We start from the raw sequence: 17,008 nt of genomic DNA, 5'->3' as shown, positions 1-17,008 counted from the left end.
GGCGATCAGGCGGCGACCAGCGCGTCGAGCGCCGCTTGCAGGATATGCGCGGCGGCGAGGTTGTCGATCCGCTCGGCGCGCTTCGCGCGGCTCATATCCTGTTCGATCATCACCCGCTCGACCGCCACGGTCGACCAGCGCTCGTCCCATAGCAGCACCGGGCCGAGATCGGCGACGAGCCGGGCGAAGGCGCGCGACGACTGGCTGCGCGGGCTTTCGCTGCCGTCGAGATTGAGGGGCAGGCCGATGACGAGACCCTTCACTCCCTGCGCGCGCATCAGCGCGACGAGCTGCTCGCGGTCCTTGGTGAACTTGGAGCGACGGATCAGGGTGGCGGGGCTGGCGAAGCTCCAGCCGGCATCGCACAAGGCGGTGCCGATCGTCTTGGTGCCGACATCGAGCCCGATCAGGCGACCGCCTTCGGGCAGGGCCTCGCGAAACTCGGCCGCGCGGGCGGTGATCATCGCGGCCGCGCCTTCCAGGCCGCCATCCGGCGCGCCGCATCGGCGCGGACATTGGCCCAGAACAGGCTGTAGTCGTAGACATGGTAGTTGTTGCCCGGCAGCACATAGGGCCCGACATCGGGCCCGGTACCGATCAGTAGGAAGCCGCGATCGGCGCAGCGGGCGGGGACACGGCCGGCGATCATATCGGCGGTGCTGAGGTCCCTGGCGGGGAAGAGCGTGCCGAGATTGGCGGTGGCCGGCGCCGCGGCGTTCGGCGTGCCGGTCAGCGGGTTGGTGCAGACCATCGGCGTGCCGCGCCGCGGCCGGCCATCGAAGCCGGTCGTGCGGTCATAGGTGTCCACGATCAGGGCGGGATCGGCCGGCTCGGCGAAGCTTTGCCACGACAGGATGCAGCCCGCGGCCTCGGCCCCGGCGCATTCAGGCAGGCCCATCGACGGCAGGTCGGTCGCGCGCGAGACCGGCCAGCCGACGACATAGGCCGCGACGATCCTGCGCGCGAGCCGAGGGTCCTTCGCCACCCGGTCGCGGAGCAGCCAGGTGAGGTGCAGTGCGCCCTGGCTGTGACCCGCCAGGATGATCGGACGGCGTCGGTCGATCTGGGTCAGGAAGCTGTCGAACGCCGCCGACACGTCGCGATAGGCGGCCTGGAGCGCGCGGTCCGCATCGGCGGCGCTGGTGAGGAAGGCCCCGAAGGTCGCCTGGCGGTAGCGCGGCGCCCAAACCTCGCCCACCGCGTTGAAGGCGCTGGCTTGGCCGCGCAGGAACAGCGCGGCGCGGTCGTTGGTCTCCGGATCGTCGATCGGCGCGTTCCAGTGGTCGCGGCTGACATAGGAGGTGGGATGGATGAAGAAGACGGCCGCGCCCTTGCCGGCCGGCCCCGGCGTCTCGCCCGCCGGCGTCCAGAGCGCCGGATTGCCGGGGATGTCGGGCCGCGCGAGCCACAGGATGCGGCGGTCGTAGACATGCGACTGGGCGACGGGCTGCGCGCGATAGGACTCGCCCGGCACCAGCGCCATGCGGATCAGGTCGTTGCCGAAATAGCGATAGGCGACGGCGCCGGCCAGCACCAGGACGACGAGCGCCGCGATCACGTACAGGAACTTGCGCGCCAAGACTTTACTCCGCTGCCGCCCGTCCGTGCCGCAAAACCGTTGCGCGGCGGGGAAGGGGGGTGCTAGCCGCGCGGCATGTCCGTTGACACCAGCACCGTCAAGAAGATCGCGAGCCTCGCCCGGATCGCGATCACCGAGGAGGACGCCGCCCGGCTCGCGCCCGAGCTCGGCAACATCCTCCACTGGATCGAGCAGCTCGGCGAGGTCGATACCGCGGGCGTCGAGCCGATGACCGCCGTGATCCCCAACAGCCTGAGGCTGCGCGACGATGTGGTGAACGCCGATCCGCTGACCGGGGGCGGCATCCGCGATGCGCTGATGACGAATGCACCGCAGGCGGAGCACGGGTTCTTCACCGTGCCCAAGGTGATCGAGTGATGGCGGCGATGTCCGTTACCCCGGCGCAGGCCGGGATCTCCCGCGGCTCCTGCCGGGCCAATCACGACAAGATCCCGGCCTTCGCCGGGATGACGAACAAGGGCGGCGCATGACCGAACTCACTGACCTCGGCATCGCCGCGATCCGCGACGGCGTCCGTGCCGGCGATTTCTCCGCGCGCGAGGTGGCCGAGGCCTTCAACGCGCGGGTCGCGGGGGCCAAGGCCCTCAACGCCTTTCTCGTGGAGACGCCGGACCATGCGCTGGCGGCGGCCGATGCCGCCGACCGCGCCCGCGCCGCGGGAGAGGCGCCCAAGCCGCTGGCCGGCGTGCCGATCGGCATGAAGGACCTGTTCTGCACCGCCGGGGTGCCGACCACCGCCGCGAGCCATATCCTCGAGGGCTTCACCCCGACTTACGAATCGACCGTCTCGCAGAATCTGTGGGATGCCGGCGCGGGGATGCTCGGCAAGCTCAACATGGACCAGTTCGCGATGGGCTCGTCCAACGAGACCAGCGCCTTCGGCAACGTCATTTCGCCCTGGCGGCGGAGCGACGGCGGCAATGCGCCGCTGGCGCCGGGCGGCTCCTCTGGCGGCTCGTCTTCGGCCGTCTCCGCTCGGCTCTGCCCCGGCGCGACCGGCACCGATACGGGCGGCTCGATCCGCCAGCCGGCAGCGTTCACCGGGATCAGCGGCATCAAGCCCACCTATGGCCGCTGCTCGCGCTGGGGAACGATCGCCTTCGCCTCCAGCCTCGACCAGGCGGGGCCGATGGCGCGCGACGTGCGCGACTGCGCCATCATGCTCGAGGCGATGGCCGGCTTCGATCCCAAGGACGCGACCTCGCTGCAGCTCGACGTGCCGCGTTGGGAGGCGGGCTTGTCGAGCGATCTCAAGGGGAAGCGCGTCGGTATTCCCAAGGAATATCGGGTCGACGGCATGCCCGCCGCAATCGAGACGCTGTGGCAGCAGGGTGTCGACTGGCTGCGCGACGCCGGGGCGGAGATCGTCGAGGTCTCGTTGCCTCACACCAAATACGCGCTGCCGGCCTATTATATCATCGCACCGGCCGAGGCGTCGTCCAACCTCGCCCGCTATGACGGGGTCCGCTACGGCCAGCGCGACCTGCCCGAGGGGGCGGGGCTCCAGGACATGTACGCGGCGACGCGGGCCGACGGCTTCGGCGCCGAGGTGAAGCGCCGCATCATGATCGGCACCTATGTGCTCTCCGCCGGCTTCTACGATGCCTACTACACCCAGGCGCAAAAGGTGCGGGCGCTGATCGCGCGCGACTTCGAACAGGCGTTCGAACGCTGCGACGTGCTGCTCGCGCCGACCGCGCCCTCGGCGGCGTTCGCGCTGGGCGAAAAGTCGGCCGATCCGATCGCCATGTATCTCAACGACGTGTTCACCGTGCCCTCGTCGCTCGCCGGACTGCCGGCGATGAGCGTGCCCGGCGGCCTGGACGCGGCGGGCCTGCCGCTGGGCCTCCAGATCATCGGCCGGCCGCTCGACGAGCAAGGCGTGCTCGATGCCGGGCTGGCCATTGAGGAGCGGGCAGGATTCGCGGCGCGGCCGGAGGCCTGGTGGTGAACCGGATGCGCGGCGAGAACTCCGCGCCGCGCGTCTTCGTCCATTTGCCTTACGGTGCCGACGCCGAAGCTTATCGCAGGCGGTTCGAGGACGGCCGCGAGCCCGATGCGAGTCCCTATGGCTTTCACCGGGCCGCGGAATGGGGCTTCGACGTGAGCTTCGCCGAGGATCGGCTGGGGCGGGTGGGCCGGTGGCTGTCCACCAAGTGCCGGCGCTTCCTTCATTTTGATATAGCTCACAGCCTTGCCAATCGGCGTGCGATGCGGCGGGCCGACATCATCTGGACGATGAACGAGTGGGACGCGATCGGCGCGCGTCTGCTGATGGCGCTGCGTATCGTGCCGCGTCGGCCGGTGATCGGCACCGCCATCTGGGTGGTAAATTGGTGGCCGACTCTGGCCGGCTGGCAGCGCGCGATCTACCGACCGCTTCTCGAACGGCTCGACTGGCTGCTGGTCCATACCCGGCCCTGCCTGGACGCGTGCCGCGAGCGACTGCCCGGCGTTCGCAGCCGGCTGATGCATTTCGGAATCGCCTCGGAGACCTTTCCGCCGGCGCAGCCCGGGCCCGATGGGGGACCGATCGCGATCGTCGCCGCGGGCAACGATCCGACCCGCGACTGGGACGTGCTGCTCGACGCGTTCGGCAACGATCCGGCGGTGGATCTGGTCTTCGTCAATCGCGAGTTGCCGGACTCGCTGATGGAGCGCTACGCGAACCTCCGCATTCCGCGCAGCCCGTCCATGGCGGAGTTCCGGCGGCTCTACGCCTCGGCCACCTATATCGCAGTGCCGATGCGCGAGAACATCTATTCCGGGATCACCGTTGCGCTCGAAGCCATGGCCATGGGCGTGCCTCTGATCGCGACCCGTACCGGCGGGGTACCGACCTATGTCGGCGACGGGGAGGCGCTGTTCGTGCCGCCGGGCGATGCCGCGGCCTGGCGCGAGGCGGTGCGCGCGCAGTCGGCGGAGGCGCGGCGAGCGATGGCGGCGCGGGGTCACGACCGCTTCCGGCGCGAGGATTATTCGACACGTGGCATGATGCAGCAGTTCGCGGACTTGACCCGCGCACTGCTGTCGCAGGATGGACCGAAGCATGACTGAGCAGACGTACAGGATCCAGGGCGCCACCGGGGAGTGGGAGGTCGTGATCGGGCTTGAGGTGCACGCCCAGGTCACCTCGAACGCCAAGCTCTTTTCGGGCGCGGCGACGGCGTTCGGCGCGGAACCCAATACGCAGGTGTCGCTGGTCGATGCGGCGATGCCGGGGATGCTGCCCGTGCCGAACCGCGAGTGCATCCGCCAAGCGGTGCGCACCGGCATGGCGATCGATGCGCAGATCAATCGCTGGTCTCGGTTCGACCGCAAGAACTATTTTTACGCCGATCTGCCGCAGGGCTATCAGATCAGCCAGCTCTACCACCCGCTGGTGGGCGAGGGGCATCTGGACGTCAGCCCGGACGAGAAGAATCCGGATGCCGTGAAGCGGATCGGGATCGAGCGGATCCATGTCGAGCAGGATGCCGGCAAGCTGATGCACGACCAGCATCCCACCCGCTCCTATGTCGACCTCAACCGCTCCGGCGTGGCGCTGATGGAAATCGTCAGCCGGCCTGACATGCGTTCTCCCGCCGAAGCAGGCGCCTATCTGACGAAGCTGCGTTCGATCCTGCGCTATGTCGGGTCGTGCGACGGCAATATGGACCAGGGCTCGATGCGCGCCGACGTCAACGTCTCGGTGCGCAAGCCGGGCGCGCCGTTCGGCACGCGGACCGAAACCAAGAACGTCAATTCGGTGCGCTTCGTCATGCAGGCGATCGAGCACGAGGCGAAGCGACAGGTCGCGGTGCTCGAGGATGGCGGCGCGATCGTGCAGGAGACGCGGCTGTTCAATCCCGACACGGGTCAGACCCGGTCGATGCGCTCGAAGGAAGATGCGCACGATTATCGCTACTTCCCCGATCCCGATCTGCTGCCGCTCGAACTCGACGAGGGATTTCTGGAGGAGTGCCGCGCCTCGTTGCCGGAGCTTCCCGACGCAAAGCGGCAGCGCTACGAGGCGGCAGGCGTCTCCGCCTATCAGGCGGGCGTGCTGACCGCGGAGGTCGAGGCGGCGCGCTGGTTCGATGCGCTGCTGGAGGCCGGGGCGCCGCCGGTGCAAGCCGCCAACTGGGTGACCTCGGAGCTGTTCGGCGCGCTCAACCGGCTTGGCAAGGCGATCGAGGAATCGCCGGTAAGCCCCTCGCAGGGCGCCGAACTGCTGAAGCTGGTGGCGGATGGTACGCTGTCGGGCAGCCTCGCCAAGCAGGTGTTCGAGATCATGCTGGACACGGGACAGTCTCCGGCTGAGGTCGTCGCGGAGCACGGGCTGAAGCAGACGAGCGACACCGGCGCGATCGATGCGGTGATCGCCGAGGTGCTCGCCAAGAATCCGGGCCAGCTGGAACAGTATCGGGGCGGCAAGGAGGCGCTGTTCGGCTTCTTCGTCGGTCAGACGATGAAGGCGATGGCGGGCAAGGCCAACCCGGCGATCGTCAACGAACGGCTGAAGGCAATGCTCGCCCAAAGCTGAGAAAGGCAACGAACCATGGCTGCTAAGCTGCTGCTTTCGCTAGTGATGATCGGATTATCCTCATCCTTGCCTGCGCAGACGCCGGTGCCGTCCGCCGCCCCTCCCGCAGATTTGCCGCGGGTGGCGATCGAAACCTCGGCCGGGCGTTTCGTCGTCGAGGCGGATACCAAGCATGCACCGGTCAGCGCGGGCAATTTCCTGCGCTATGTCGACCAGAAGCGGCTGGACGGCGTGCACGTCTATCGCGTGGTCAAGGTCGCCGACCACTTCGGCTTCGTGCAGTTCGGATCGAACGGCGACCCGAAGCGCTCGCTCCCGCCGATCCGCCACGAGCCGACCAGCGAGACCGGGCTGAAGCATCTCGACGGCACGCTGTCGACCGCGCGACTGGCGCCCGGGACGGCGCGCGGCGAATTCACCATCTCCGTGGGCGATCAGCCCTCGTTCGACGCGGACCCGGCGCGGCCCGGCGACAATCTCGGCTATGCGGCGTTCGGCCGTGTGGTCGAGGGGATGGACGTGGTGCTCAAGCTCTTCAACGCGCCCGTCTCGCCGGATGCGACGGTTCGCGGCGCGTTCAAGGGGGAAGTGCCCGTGGCTCCCCCGACCCTCATCTCGGCGCGCCGGATCACCAGGTAGCGCCGTCCATCAAGCCGCCCGAAGGGCTGTCGCCGCGCGGCATCCACCACCGTCGTCGGTGGTATGACGCGCAGGGTGCCCCGCTTCGGGGCTGAGGAGCGACACGATCAGGCTGGCCGGCCCGTTCGTGTCGCCTCAAGGCCTCACTGCTGCGTAAGGTCTTGGTTCTTCACCTCGCCGCCCGTGCCGCTATTGCCGTCGAAGTCGCCGGCGCGGGTGAAGGTCTCGGGCTCGGGTCCGCCTTCGCCGCGCTCGACCGCGTCGGAGCGAGCGGATACGACCTGTTCGAGGTCGCTGCGCGCATCCTCGTCCCGGCGCTCGATCGGAGTCTCCGGATCGGTGCCTACATGGTTCTCCGGCATGCCGGCATCCTCGCGATCGGCCATCGTCAGATCTCCGCCGGCTGGCTGGTGCCGGGGTTGCCGATCGGGGTCCCTGGCGAGGGCTGGTCGAAGTCCGGTCCCGGCGGCGTGATCTCGGGCGGCGGGCTGTCCGGCTGGACGGGCTGCGGCGAGGGTGCCGGGGTTTCGGGGGGCGGCTGGGTGGCCATGGGTCGGGTCTCCTTTGGACCGGCAAAACGCGCCGTTCGCGCCGGAGGTTGCCTCTCCGCTTGCTCCTTGGCTCCGGGCTGGTATAGACGCGCGCCCAACGGCGGGTCCTGTATGCGGGCGTGGCGGAACTGGTAGACGCGCCGGATTTAGGTTCCGGTATCGCAAGATGTGGGGGTTCGAGTCCCTTCGCCCGCACCAGTCCCGCCCGAGGCAAGGCGGGACGCAGCCCGAAATTCTCTCTCTTTCAAAGGCCAGCAATGCAGACTGTCGAGACGCTGAACGAGGGGCTGAAGCGCGCCTACACCCTCACCATCACCGCGAAGGACATCGACGCGAAGGTCGAGGCCGAGGTGAAGCGCGTCGCCCCGCAGGTGCGCATGCCCGGCTTCCGCCCCGGCAAGGTGCCTGCCAATCTCGTCCGCAAGATGCATGGCGAGGCGCTGGCCCAGGACGCGCTGAATAGCGCGATCCAGCAGGGCATCCAGAGCCTGATCGCCGACAAGAAGCTGCGTCCCGCGATCCAGCCTTCGGTCGAGCTGGGCGAGGGCTATGAGCCCGGCATGGACGCCGAGGTGAAGGTGACGCTCGAGGTGCTGCCCGAGGTTCCGGCGCCGGCGATCGACGGCCTGACGCTGGAGCGGCTGACCATCCCCGTGTCCGACAGCGCGATCGACGAGCAGGTCGCGAAGTTCGCCGAGGGCGCCAAGAGCTGGGACGATGCCGGCGACAAGGCGGCCGAGCAGGGCGACCTCGTCACGGTCGACTTTGTCGGCAAGACCGCCGACGGCGTCGCCTTCGAAGGCGGCACCGGCACCGACATGGGCGTGGAGATCGGCGCGGGCCGCCTGATCCCCGGCTTCGAGGACCAGCTGGTCGGCGCCAAGGCGGGCGAGGAGAAGCAGATCGCGGTCACCTTCCCGCAGGATTATCCCGCCAAGGAGCTGGCAGGCCAGCCGGCGACGTTCGACCTCGTCATCAAGTCGGTAAAGACCGCGGGCGAGACCAGGATCGACGACGAGCTCGCGAAGAATCTCGGCCTTGAGTCGCTCGATCAGCTGAAGGGCCTGATCCGCGGCCAGATCGAGCAGGAGCACAATCAGCTCACCCGCACGCACATGAAGCGCAAGCTGCTCGACCAGCTCGCCGCAGGCCATGATTTCGAAGTGCCGCCGTCGATGGTCGAGGCCGAATTCGGCCAGATCTGGGCGCAGCTGGAGCATGAGGCGACGCACGAGGCCGATCCGGAAAAGGCCAAGGCCGAGATGGAGTCGGAGCGCGACGACTATCGCCAGATCGCGGAGCGTCGCGTGCGGCTGGGCCTGCTCCTGTCCGAGATTGGCCAGGCGAACGGCGTCGAGGTGACCCAGGCCGAGATGAACCGGCTGATCGCGCAGGCCGCGCAGCAGTACGGCCCCGAGGATCGCCAGCGCTTCATCCAATATGTCCAGCAGGAGCCGATGGCCGCAGCCCAGCTGCGCGCGCCGCTCTACGAGGACAAGGTCGTCGATTTCCTGTTCGATAAGGCCGCGATCACCGACCGCGAGACGACGCGCGAGGAGCTGGAAGCGGCGATCGAGAGCGAGGACGGCTTCGCGACCGGCACGCACGTCCACAACCATGACCATGACCATGACCATGACCATGACCATGACCATGACCACGGTCATGATCACGGCCACGCGCATGGCGACGACCATGCGGCGGTCGCCGAGACCGAGGTGACGGGCACGGCCGAGGACGCGCCGAAGCCCAAGGCATCGCGCAAGAAGCCGGTCGCGGCCGGGGACGCCAATGCCGCCGCGGCACCCGAAGCGGCCCCGGCCAAGAAGCCGCGCGCCAAGAAGGCCGCAGCCACTGACGATGCCGCCGAACAGCCGGCCGCCGCCGACCCGGCCGAAGAGGCGCCGGCCAAGAAGCCGCGCGCCAAGAAGGCCAAGCCCGCCGAGGCGTGATGCCGGGGGAAGCCCGTTCTGGTCTGAACGGGCTTTTCTCCTTCAAGACAGCGGACGCGAACGAGGTTTGCTTGTATGGACAGGCGCTGGTGGCGAACCAATCTACAGTTGATAGTGACAATCGGCTTGCTGATTGTCGCCGGCATAGCGTGGTTCGTCCTGCGCCAATATGAATCCAAGGCGATCGCGACCGAAGACGCCAGTCTGTGCTGGACGGCAAGCTGCCGCGACGTTGTCTTTCAGCGTCATCTCGATCGAACCGAGGGTCGGCTGAAGACGCCGAAGGCTGGTGACTAAACTGTCGCTCACCAGCGGCGAGACTGCCTTGCGCGTCGCCGTTCTGCTGCCCTGCTACAACGAGGAAGCGGCGATCGGCCGGACGGTGGCGGAATTCCGTGCCGCGCTGCCCGACGCCGTCATCTATGTCTACGACAACAATAGCCGCGACCGGACCATGGAGGTCGCCAGCGCCGCGGGGGCGGTCGTGCGGCGCGAGCGGATCCAGGGCAAGGGCGCCGTGGTGCGGCGGATGTTCGCCGACATCGATGCCGACGTCTATGTGATGGCCGATGGCGACGCCACCTACGATGCCGCCTCCGCGCCGCGGCTGGTGGCCGAGCTGGTGGCCGAGCAGCTCGACATGATCGTGGGCAGCCGGGTCAGCGAGGCGGAGCTGGCCTATCGGCGGGGCCACCGCTTCGGCAACGCGCTGCTCACTGGCATGCTGGCCCGGCTGTTCGGGCGCAGCTTCACCGACATCCTGTCGGGCTATCGCGTGTTCTCGCGCCGCTTCGTCAAGAGCTTCCCGTCGCTGTCGGCAGGCTTCGAGATCGAGACCGAGATCAGCGTGCACGCACTCGAGCTCAAGATGCCGTGCGCCGAGATCGAGACGCCCTATTATGCGCGGCCCGAAGGCTCGACCTCGAAGCTCAACACCTATGCCGATGGCTGGCGCATCCTCAACACGATCCTGACGCTCTATCGGTTCGAGCGGCCGCTCTGGTTCTTCGGCGCGGTCGCGCTGGTGCTGGCGCTGATCGGGGTGGTGCTGGGTATCCCGCTGCTGCTGACCTATGTGCAGACGGGACTGGTACCCCGGATGCCGACCGCCATCCTGATCACCGGGCTCGAGATCCTCGCCGCACTCAGCTTCTTCGCCGGGCTGATCCTCGATACGGTGGTGCGGGGCCGGCGCGAGGTGCGGCGGCTCGCCTATCTCTCCTATCCGGCGCCCTGAAGGGTCGCGGCGAGGATCGGGGCTTGAAGTCCGCCTGCGAACCTTCGATCTACGCGGCCGAGGCATAAGGAACGATCACATGCACAATCCATTCGAGACCGGTGATTTCGCAGGCGCGCTGGCGGGCGCAGGGGTGGGGCTTCGCCAGACCCAGGCCGGTCTCGTGCCCATCGTCATCGAGCAGTCGAACCGCGGCGAGCGGTCGTTCGACATCTTCAGCCGCCTGCTGCGCGAGCGCATCGTCTTCGTGACGGGCGGCGTCGAGGACGGCATGGCGAGCCTGATCACCGCGCAGCTGCTGTTCCTCGAATCGGAAAACCCGAAGAAGGACATCTTCATGTACATCAACTCGCCGGGCGGGGTCGTCACGGCGGGCATGGCGATCCACGACACGATGCAGTATATCCGCCCGCGCGTCGGCACGGTCTGCATCGGGCAGGCCGCGTCGATGGGCAGCTTCCTTCTCGCCAGCGGCGAGCCCGGCATGCGCGTGGCGCTGACCAATGCGCGGATCATGATCCACCAGCCCTCGGGAGGCGCGCAGGGCATGGCGTCGGACATCGAGATCCAGGCCAAGGAGATTCTGCGCATCCGCCAGCGGATGAACGAGCTCTACGCCAAATATACCGGCCAGCCGATCGAGGAGATCGAGCGCCGCATGGATCGCGATACGTTCCTCTCGTCGGACGAGGCGAAGAATTTCGGCTTGATCGACGAGGTGTTCGACAAGCGTCCCGTGCCCTCGGACGAGGTTGCCGCGGCGGCTTAATCGATGGTGCCGCAAGGACCGGCCTCCGGAAGAGCACTCCGCCGGCTGTCCTTGCCGCGATCGGTGAGTGGCGTCGCCCGACGGGCCGGCTGTCGGGACCGGCGATGCGGCGCCGCCCTCGTATCGCGCGGGGCGGCGAACACCTTGGGGTCTGCGTGGCGTCCGCCGACGGGGCTATGATCGGGGGGGCGATCTTGAGCGAATCTAGCGCGCGGCTGGTCCCTTCCCTGGCGGTATCATCGGGTCACGACGCTGTACCAGCGGCTTTGCCGGCCGAGCTGACCATCGTCGTCCCGACCTTCAACGAGATCGAGAACGTTCCGCTGCTCGTGGCCGCGACCGAGCAAGCGCTGGCGGGGGTGCGATGGGAGATCATCTTCGTCGACGACAATTCGCCCGACGGCACCGCCGCCGCGGTGCGCGCGGTGGCGCAGCTGGATGCGCGCGTTCGGATCGTGCAGCGGTTTGGTCGGCGCGGTCTGTCGAGCGCTTGCGTGGAGGGTATCCTGGCCAGCGCGGCGCCGATCGTCGCGGTCATGGACGCGGATCTTCAGCATGACGAAAGCCTGCTCGCCCGGATGCTGACGCGGATGCGCCAGGGCGGCGTCGATCTCGTCGTCGGCAGCCGCTATGCCGAAGGCGGCAGCATGGGCGAGTGGACCCGTGGTCGCGTCGCGGCGAGCCGGCTCGCGACCCGCATGGCGACCAGCCTGACGCGGACGCCGATCAGCGATCCCATGAGCGGCTTCTTCATGTTGACCCGCGAGGCGTTCGAGCGATCCCTGCCGCGTCTCTCGACGGTCGGCTTCAAGATCCTGCTCGACATCACGGCGAGCGCTCCGGCACCGCTGCGCATCGCGGAGATGCCCTATACCTTTCGCACGCGGCAGCACGGCGAGAGCAAGTTGGACTCGCTGGTGCTGTGGGAATATTTTCAGCTGATCCTCGATAAGGCGTTCGGCCGCATTGTGCCCGTGCGCTTCGTGAGCTTTGCGCTGGTGGGAGGCTTCGGCCTTGCCGTGCACTTCCTGATCTTGTCCGCTTTCTATCTGGGCCTTCAAACGGGTTTCGGACTGGCGCAGACGGCGGCGACGATCGTTGCCATCACCAACAACTTCGTTCTCAACAATTTGCTTACCTATCGCGATCAAAGATTGCGGGGCCCGGCACTTCTGCGCGGCTGGGTGACCTTCAACCTCGTGTGCGCGACGGGCGCGGTCGCGAACATCGGGGTGGCGGAGTGGCTGTTCGGTCGCGAGACCTATTGGGTTCTGTCCGCCGTGGCGGGTGTGTTGGTCAGCGTGGTGTGGAACTACGCCATGTCCTCGCTTTTCACCTGGCGCCGCAGGTGAGGAGCCGCATCGTGCGACTGCGGGACGGGCGGGACCCGACCGACATCGCGGCCGCCGCGCAGCGTCTTGTAGTACGCCGTCCGGAGGGGCATATCTGGCCGGGGGTCGCTGCCCGACCCCGGCGACAAGGGCCGTTCCACTGGCGGACGGTAAAGAAGGTTATCTGAATGACGAAGCTGTCCGGTGGCGATTCGAAGAGCACGCTCTACTGCTCGTTCTGCGGCAAGTCGCAGCACGAGGTGCGCAAGCTGATCGCCGGTCCGACCGTCTTCATCTGCGACGAGTGCGTCGACCTGTGCAACGACATCATCCGCGAGGAAACGAAGTCGGCATTGGTATCGAAGAAGGACGGCGGCGTGCCGACGCCGCAGGAGATCTGCAACGTCCTGGACGATTATGTCATCGGTCAGAAGCAGGCCAAGCGCGTCCTGTCGGTCGCGGTGCACAATCACTACAAGCGGCTCAATCATGGCGCCAAGGGCGCGGATGTCGAGCTGGCCAAGTCGAACATCCTGTTGGTCGGCCCGACGGGTTGCGGCAAGACGCTGCTGGCGCAGACGCTGGCGCGCATCCTCGACGTGCCCTTCACCATGGCGGATGCGACCACGCTGACCGAGGCCGGCTATGTCGGTGAAGACGTCGAGAACATCATCCTCAAGCTGCTCCAGGCGTCGGACTATAATGTCGAGCGGGCGCAGCGCGGGATCGTCTATATCGACGAGATCGACAAGATCAGCCGCAAGGCGGAGAACCCCTCGATCACGCGCGACGTGTCGGGCGAGGGCGTGCAGCAGGCGCTGCTGAAGCTGATGGAGGGCACCACCGCCAGCGTCCCGCCGCAGGGCGGGCGCAAGCATCCGCAGCAGGAGTTCCTCCAGGTCGATACGACCAACATCCTGTTCATCTGCGGCGGTGCCTTTGCGGGGCTGGAGAAGATCATCGGCGACCGCCTGCAGGGCAAGTCGATCGGCTTCGGCGCCTATGTCGCCGCGCCCGAAGAAAAGCGGACGGGCGAGGTGCTGCGCCAGACCGAGCCGGAGGATCTGCTGAAGTTCGGGCTGATCCCCGAATTCGTCGGCCGCCTGCCGGTGATCGCGACGCTGGAGGATCTGGACGTTCCGGCGCTGGTGAAGATCCTGTCCGAGCCGAAGAACGCGCTGGTCAAACAGTATCAGAAGCTGTTCGACATGGAGCAGGTCGAGCTGGGCTTCACCGACGACGCGCTGGTCACGGTCGCCAAGAAGGCGATCGAGCGCAAGACGGGCGCTCGCGGCCTTCGCTCGATCCTGGAGGGCATCCTGCTCGACACGATGTTCGACCTGCCGGGCATGGACGGGGTGGACGAGGTGATGATCGACAAGGACGTGGTGGAGGGCCGCAAGGAGCCGATCCGCGTCTATGCCGAGAAGAAGAAGGCCGGCGACGCGGCGTAAGTCGCTGACTCGCCTAGTCGATCGAAGCAGGTTAATCTGCATCGACCGTGCCCTCGGGCTCGTGCAACGGGGATACTAAGGCATGATAACCGACCGGCCGCCCGTCGATGTGGTGATGGCGACCTACAACGGCGCCAAATACTTGCCTGAGATGCTTGAATCGCTGGTGGCGCAGGACTGGACGGGCCTGCGCCTCGTCGTATGCGATGACGGCTCGACAGACGGAACGGTCGAATTGCTGGAGCGGTTCGATCGGCTTCCGGTGCATCTCGTGCGGAATCCGGTCAATCTTGGGGCAAAGGATAACTTCTCAAAGGCCCTTCACCTGGCCGAGGCTCCATACGCAGCGCTGGCGGATCAGGATGACGTATGGATGCCGGGTAAGATCGCGCAGATGGTGGAGCGGTTGCGGACGGTCGAGGCCGGGGCGCCGGACTCTCCAGCACTAGTTTACAGCGATCTTCAGATCGTCGACGGAAATCTCAATCTGATATCCAGCTCCTTTTACGACGGTACCTTCAAATCGCGCGAAGCGAATGCGATCGCTGACTTCACTATCAGCAACCACGTCCCTGGTTGCGCAGTGATGGTGAACCGTGCGCTCCTAAGGGCGGCGTTGCCGGTCCCGGCAGACGCACACATGCACGACTGGTGGTTGTGCATCGTCGCGGCGGCTATTGGGCGTATCGGCCATGTTGAAGCTCCTCTGATTCAATTTAGGCGGCACGGGGCCAACGAGACCGGATCCGGTCGACCCAAAGATCGACGGGGCTGGCTCGCCACGGCTTTGAAGCGGGCCAGCCGACCCCGCGATTATTTCCGCGAGCGGATGATCGACACGGCCAAACTTGCGAAAGGCGCCAATCACCGCCTTGCAGCTATTGAGGCGCGGTTCGGCGGCGAATTGGCAGCCCCCAAGCGGCAGGCCCTTGATGCGTTGACCAATCGACGTTGGTGGCGACGTTATGGCGCGATATGTGCCGCACACAGCGGCGAGTCGCCGGTTACCGATCTGCTCGTGGCACTTCAGATGGGCGTGCCATCCAACCGTCATGCGCTGCGGCCCTCGCGATGATCGATCAGGGGTCTGCGAAAAGATCACTGCTGGTTTGCACCTATGAGGATCGGCCATCGGCCGTGCCCGGCCTTGAGCTTTTGGCGAGATCATTGGCTGACAAGGCTCCCAACCTCCATCTACTAATCTATTCACCTCTTCCCGCGGCTTCCGCACTTGTGACTGAACTCCCCAATGTCGCCGTCCGCGACACAAGGAGCTTCAATGGCAGCGGATGGAGCGTGAAACCCGAAGTGCTGCTGCGCACGCTGGGCGAAGCAGAAAAGGCTCTCTGGCTCGACACCGATGTCATTGTCTCAGGCGATCTTGAGCGGCTGATCGCGTCCTGGCCGCGGGACGCGATCGTCGTCGGCGAGGAATTTCGCTATCGCCAGCCGGGGGGATGCTCAAGCCGGGCGCGAGCCTGGGGCCTGACAGTTGCTCGCGAGCTGGACTGGATGACAAATTCCGGTTCGCTGCGAGTGACCCAAGCGCATCGTACGCTGTTGGAGGCGTGGCGCGCCATGATGGCGGACCCGCGCTTCAAGACCGCACAGGAGCAGCCGATCGCGCGGCGAGAAACGCATCTCGTTGGCGATCAGGATGTGCTGGCCGCGTTGCTTGTGTCGGAGCGATTTCATGACGTTCCGGTTCACTATATTCGCAATGGGCCTGACATGGTGCAGCATTGCGGCGCGAATGGTTTTCACGTGATCGATCGCTTGCGGACAATGTTCGCGCCGCCGCCAGCGTTCGTCCATATGTTGGGTCGGTACAAGCCCTGGTTGTTCACAAAGGTGCCCGAGCGCAGCCAGCAGCGTGTAGACTATTTCAACATGGTCTGTTTTGAATTGTCCCCCTTCCACGCCGCGGCGCAACCTTACGCTCGCGCACTGGGCGATCCGCCCTGGTTAGCGCGGCGGACGGCTCTTGCTCGATTCTTACACGCTGCGAGTTTGGGTAACGTCCCGCTACGTGGGCTGCCTCTTGCTCTTGCGGCATGGATTGCGGAGTGGCGCCGCGGCGGGCCGCCACAACTTCCCGGTGCGTGAGGATATCATCTTGGTGGCAGAAAAGCCCTTTGTGTCAGTCGCGCTGGCAACTTACAACGGTGAGCGTTGGCTCCGCGAGCAGTTGGAAAGCATCTATGCGCAACAGGACGTCGATGTGGAGATCATCGCATCCGACGATGCATCAACCGACGGAACTCGGTCGATCCTGGAGGAATATCGGGATCGATGCGGCCTGATCCTCCTCCCGGCAGTCCCGAATCTGGGGTACAAGAACAATTTCGCGCGCGCGATCGCCGCATGCACGGCGCCGCTCATCGCTTTGGCAGATCAGGATGACATCTGGGACGCCGACAAGCTACGATCCCTTGTGCGGGAATTGGGCAATGACCTGCTCGTCCATGCAGATGTCGCGATGATGGATGAGAACGGCCTGATCGTTGCTCCTTCCGTCAGGCGTCGCAATTTCGGGGGGGTCCACGACAGAGTTTTTCTAGATCGAGACTATCACATAGCCTCGCTGTTGACGCGCAAGAGCCTGTGTCAGGGCTGCACGGCACTGTTTCGGCGGGAACTGCTCGACACTGCTTTTCCTGTACCGGCGAACGAGCAGGCGCACGACATATGGCTGGCGTTCGTCGCAGCCGCGCACACTCGGGTGCACTATATCGACCGCTCCTGGGTTCGATGGCGGGTTCATGGTGCGAACACCTCGCAGGCGCCGATGCGCTCCCCGTCCCGCAGCTTTTTCAAGGGTACTTTCGTCAACGGCCTCGCGCGAAGAGTGTTCTACTACCGCCGCGCGGCGATCCTGAGAAAGCGGGGCGTCCGTTTGGGCCTCTATCCCTTGCGTCTGCGGGACGAACTCTTCTGACCGGCGGTCGCT

The 17,008-nt window shown here is 66.4% G+C and carries 18 protein-coding genes and 1 tRNA gene; 15 read left to right on the top strand and 4 right to left on the bottom strand.

The window, feature by feature from the left end:
- Nucleotides 1-5 precede the first annotated feature (5 nt).
- Both ruvX and IEX18_RS13195 read right to left on the bottom strand, forming a co-directional pair.
- Nucleotides 6-464 (bottom strand): Holliday junction resolvase RuvX, encoded by a 459-nt coding sequence (ruvX, locus tag IEX18_RS13200; RefSeq protein ID WP_188659207.1) that lies wholly within the window; start codon nt 462-464, stop codon nt 6-8.
- A complete protein-coding gene (locus IEX18_RS13195) occupies nt 461-1,579 on the bottom strand; it encodes a DUF3089 domain-containing protein (protein ID WP_188659206.1) in 1,119 nt (372 codons plus the stop codon). The genes ruvX and IEX18_RS13195 overlap by 4 nt, the downstream gene beginning before the upstream one ends.
- A gap of 75 nt (nt 1,580-1,654) precedes the next feature.
- Between IEX18_RS13195 and gatC the strand changes: the two genes are divergently transcribed.
- The 5 genes from gatC to IEX18_RS13170 all read left to right on the top strand — a co-directional run bounded on the left by gatC (nt 1,655) and on the right by IEX18_RS13170 (nt 6,764).
- The gene (gene gatC / locus IEX18_RS13190) at nt 1,655-1,957 is read left to right on the top strand and encodes an Asp-tRNA(Asn)/Glu-tRNA(Gln) amidotransferase subunit GatC (RefSeq protein WP_188659205.1); all 303 of its coding nucleotides are present in this window, start codon (nt 1,655-1,657) and stop codon (nt 1,955-1,957) included.
- Nucleotides 1,958-2,066: 109 nt separating this feature from the next.
- The gene (gatA, locus tag IEX18_RS13185) at nt 2,067-3,551 is read left to right on the top strand and encodes an Asp-tRNA(Asn)/Glu-tRNA(Gln) amidotransferase subunit GatA (protein ID WP_188659204.1); all 1,485 of its coding nucleotides are present in this window, start codon (nt 2,067-2,069) and stop codon (nt 3,549-3,551) included.
- A gap of 5 nt (nt 3,552-3,556) precedes the next feature.
- Nucleotides 3,557-4,657 carry a glycosyltransferase family 4 protein gene (locus IEX18_RS13180; RefSeq protein ID WP_229664604.1) on the top strand — a complete coding sequence of 367 codons (1,101 nt, stop codon included), beginning with the start codon at nt 3,557-3,559 and terminating at the stop codon, nt 4,655-4,657.
- Nucleotides 4,650-6,125 carry an Asp-tRNA(Asn)/Glu-tRNA(Gln) amidotransferase subunit GatB gene (gatB, locus tag IEX18_RS13175; protein ID WP_188659202.1) on the top strand — a complete coding sequence of 492 codons (1,476 nt, stop codon included), beginning with the start codon at nt 4,650-4,652 and terminating at the stop codon, nt 6,123-6,125. The genes IEX18_RS13180 and gatB overlap by 8 nt, the downstream gene beginning before the upstream one ends.
- Nucleotides 6,126-6,140: 15 nt before the next feature.
- Entirely contained in the window at nt 6,141-6,764 is a 624-nt protein-coding gene (locus tag IEX18_RS13170; RefSeq protein WP_188659201.1) for a peptidylprolyl isomerase, read from the top strand.
- 143 nt (nt 6,765-6,907) lie between these two features.
- On the opposite strand, the gene IEX18_RS13165 is transcribed toward IEX18_RS13170, so the two are convergent.
- Together IEX18_RS13165 and IEX18_RS13160 are read right to left on the bottom strand one after the other, a co-directional pair.
- Entirely contained in the window at nt 6,908-7,150 is a 243-nt protein-coding gene (locus tag IEX18_RS13165; RefSeq protein WP_373284564.1) for a hypothetical protein, read from the bottom strand.
- 2 nt (nt 7,151-7,152) lie between these two features.
- A complete protein-coding gene (locus tag IEX18_RS13160; protein ID WP_188659200.1) occupies nt 7,153-7,314 on the bottom strand; it encodes a hypothetical protein in 162 nt (53 codons plus the stop codon).
- A gap of 114 nt (nt 7,315-7,428) precedes the next feature.
- On the opposite strand from IEX18_RS13160, the gene IEX18_RS13155 reads away from it, so the two are divergent.
- The 10 genes from IEX18_RS13155 (at nt 7,429) to IEX18_RS13110 (ending at nt 16,996) form a co-directional block, all read left to right on the top strand.
- Nucleotides 7,429-7,513: transfer RNA gene (locus IEX18_RS13155), tRNA-Leu, on the top strand.
- 59 nt (nt 7,514-7,572) lie between these two features.
- Entirely contained in the window at nt 7,573-9,267 is a 1,695-nt protein-coding gene (gene tig / locus IEX18_RS13150; RefSeq protein WP_188659199.1) for a trigger factor, read from the top strand.
- Between the two features lie 75 nt (nt 9,268-9,342).
- Complete coding sequence (locus IEX18_RS13145; RefSeq protein ID WP_188659198.1) at nt 9,343-9,564, top strand: hypothetical protein; 222 nt, start codon at nt 9,343-9,345, stop codon at nt 9,562-9,564.
- Nucleotides 9,557-10,504, top strand: a complete 948-nt coding sequence (locus IEX18_RS13140) for a glycosyltransferase family 2 protein (protein ID WP_229664556.1) — start codon at nt 9,557-9,559, stop codon at nt 10,502-10,504. Before IEX18_RS13145 ends, IEX18_RS13140 begins: the two co-directional genes overlap by 8 nt.
- A gap of 79 nt (nt 10,505-10,583) precedes the next feature.
- Nucleotides 10,584-11,273, top strand: coding sequence for an ATP-dependent Clp protease proteolytic subunit (locus IEX18_RS13135; protein ID WP_188659197.1), 690 nt, complete (start codon nt 10,584-10,586; stop codon nt 11,271-11,273).
- Between the two features lie 266 nt (nt 11,274-11,539).
- Nucleotides 11,540-12,625, top strand: coding sequence for a glycosyltransferase (locus tag IEX18_RS13130; RefSeq protein ID WP_229664555.1), 1,086 nt, complete (start codon nt 11,540-11,542; stop codon nt 12,623-12,625).
- Nucleotides 12,626-12,792: 167 nt separating this feature from the next.
- On the top strand, nt 12,793-14,058 hold the full coding sequence (gene clpX / locus IEX18_RS13125) for an ATP-dependent Clp protease ATP-binding subunit ClpX (RefSeq protein ID WP_188659195.1): 1,266 nt from the start codon (nt 12,793-12,795) through the stop codon (nt 14,056-14,058).
- An 82-nt stretch (nt 14,059-14,140) separates the two neighbouring features.
- Nucleotides 14,141-15,133: a glycosyltransferase family 2 protein gene (locus IEX18_RS13120; protein ID WP_188659194.1), complete on the top strand. Its 993-nt coding sequence runs from the start codon at nt 14,141-14,143 to the stop codon at nt 15,131-15,133.
- Entirely contained in the window at nt 15,130-16,164 is a 1,035-nt protein-coding gene (locus tag IEX18_RS13115; protein WP_188659193.1) for a hypothetical protein, read from the top strand. The genes IEX18_RS13120 and IEX18_RS13115 overlap by 4 nt, the downstream gene beginning before the upstream one ends.
- Complete coding sequence (locus tag IEX18_RS13110; RefSeq protein WP_188659192.1) at nt 16,157-16,996, top strand: glycosyltransferase; 840 nt, start codon at nt 16,157-16,159, stop codon at nt 16,994-16,996. Before IEX18_RS13115 ends, IEX18_RS13110 begins: the two co-directional genes overlap by 8 nt.
- The last annotated feature ends 12 nt before the right edge of the window (nt 16,997-17,008 follow it).

The organism is Sphingomonas metalli (genome assembly GCF_014641735.1).
Taxonomy (GTDB): domain Bacteria; phylum Pseudomonadota; class Alphaproteobacteria; order Sphingomonadales; family Sphingomonadaceae; genus Sphingomonas; species Sphingomonas metalli.
This window is presented reverse-complemented; position numbering and strand designations above follow the sequence as displayed.

Bases quoted from the DNA above. Each gene is read 5' to 3' on its own strand.
- ruvX (WP_188659207.1), bottom strand. From the start codon at position 464: ATGATCACCGCCCGCGCGGCCGAGTTTCGCGAGGCCCTGCCCGAAGGC.
- gatC (WP_188659205.1), top strand. From the start codon at position 1,655: ATGTCCGTTGACACCAGCACCGTCAAGAAGATCGCGAGCCTCGCCCGG.
- gatA (WP_188659204.1), top strand. From the start codon at position 2,067: ATGACCGAACTCACTGACCTCGGCATCGCCGCGATCCGCGACGGCGTC.
- IEX18_RS13180 (WP_229664604.1), top strand. From the start codon at position 3,557: ATGCGCGGCGAGAACTCCGCGCCGCGCGTCTTCGTCCATTTGCCTTAC.
- gatB (WP_188659202.1), top strand. From the start codon at position 4,650: ATGACTGAGCAGACGTACAGGATCCAGGGCGCCACCGGGGAGTGGGAG.
- IEX18_RS13170 (WP_188659201.1), top strand. From the start codon at position 6,141: ATGGCTGCTAAGCTGCTGCTTTCGCTAGTGATGATCGGATTATCCTCA.
- IEX18_RS13165 (WP_373284564.1), bottom strand. From the start codon at position 7,150: ATGGCCGATCGCGAGGATGCCGGCATGCCGGAGAACCATGTAGGCACC.
- IEX18_RS13160 (WP_188659200.1), bottom strand. From the start codon at position 7,314: ATGGCCACCCAGCCGCCCCCCGAAACCCCGGCACCCTCGCCGCAGCCC.
- tig (WP_188659199.1), top strand. From the start codon at position 7,573: ATGCAGACTGTCGAGACGCTGAACGAGGGGCTGAAGCGCGCCTACACC.
- IEX18_RS13145 (WP_188659198.1), top strand. From the start codon at position 9,343: ATGGACAGGCGCTGGTGGCGAACCAATCTACAGTTGATAGTGACAATC.
- IEX18_RS13135 (WP_188659197.1), top strand. From the start codon at position 10,584: ATGCACAATCCATTCGAGACCGGTGATTTCGCAGGCGCGCTGGCGGGC.
- clpX (WP_188659195.1), top strand. From the start codon at position 12,793: ATGACGAAGCTGTCCGGTGGCGATTCGAAGAGCACGCTCTACTGCTCG.
- IEX18_RS13120 (WP_188659194.1), top strand. From the start codon at position 14,141: ATGATAACCGACCGGCCGCCCGTCGATGTGGTGATGGCGACCTACAAC.
- IEX18_RS13115 (WP_188659193.1), top strand. From the start codon at position 15,130: ATGATCGATCAGGGGTCTGCGAAAAGATCACTGCTGGTTTGCACCTAT.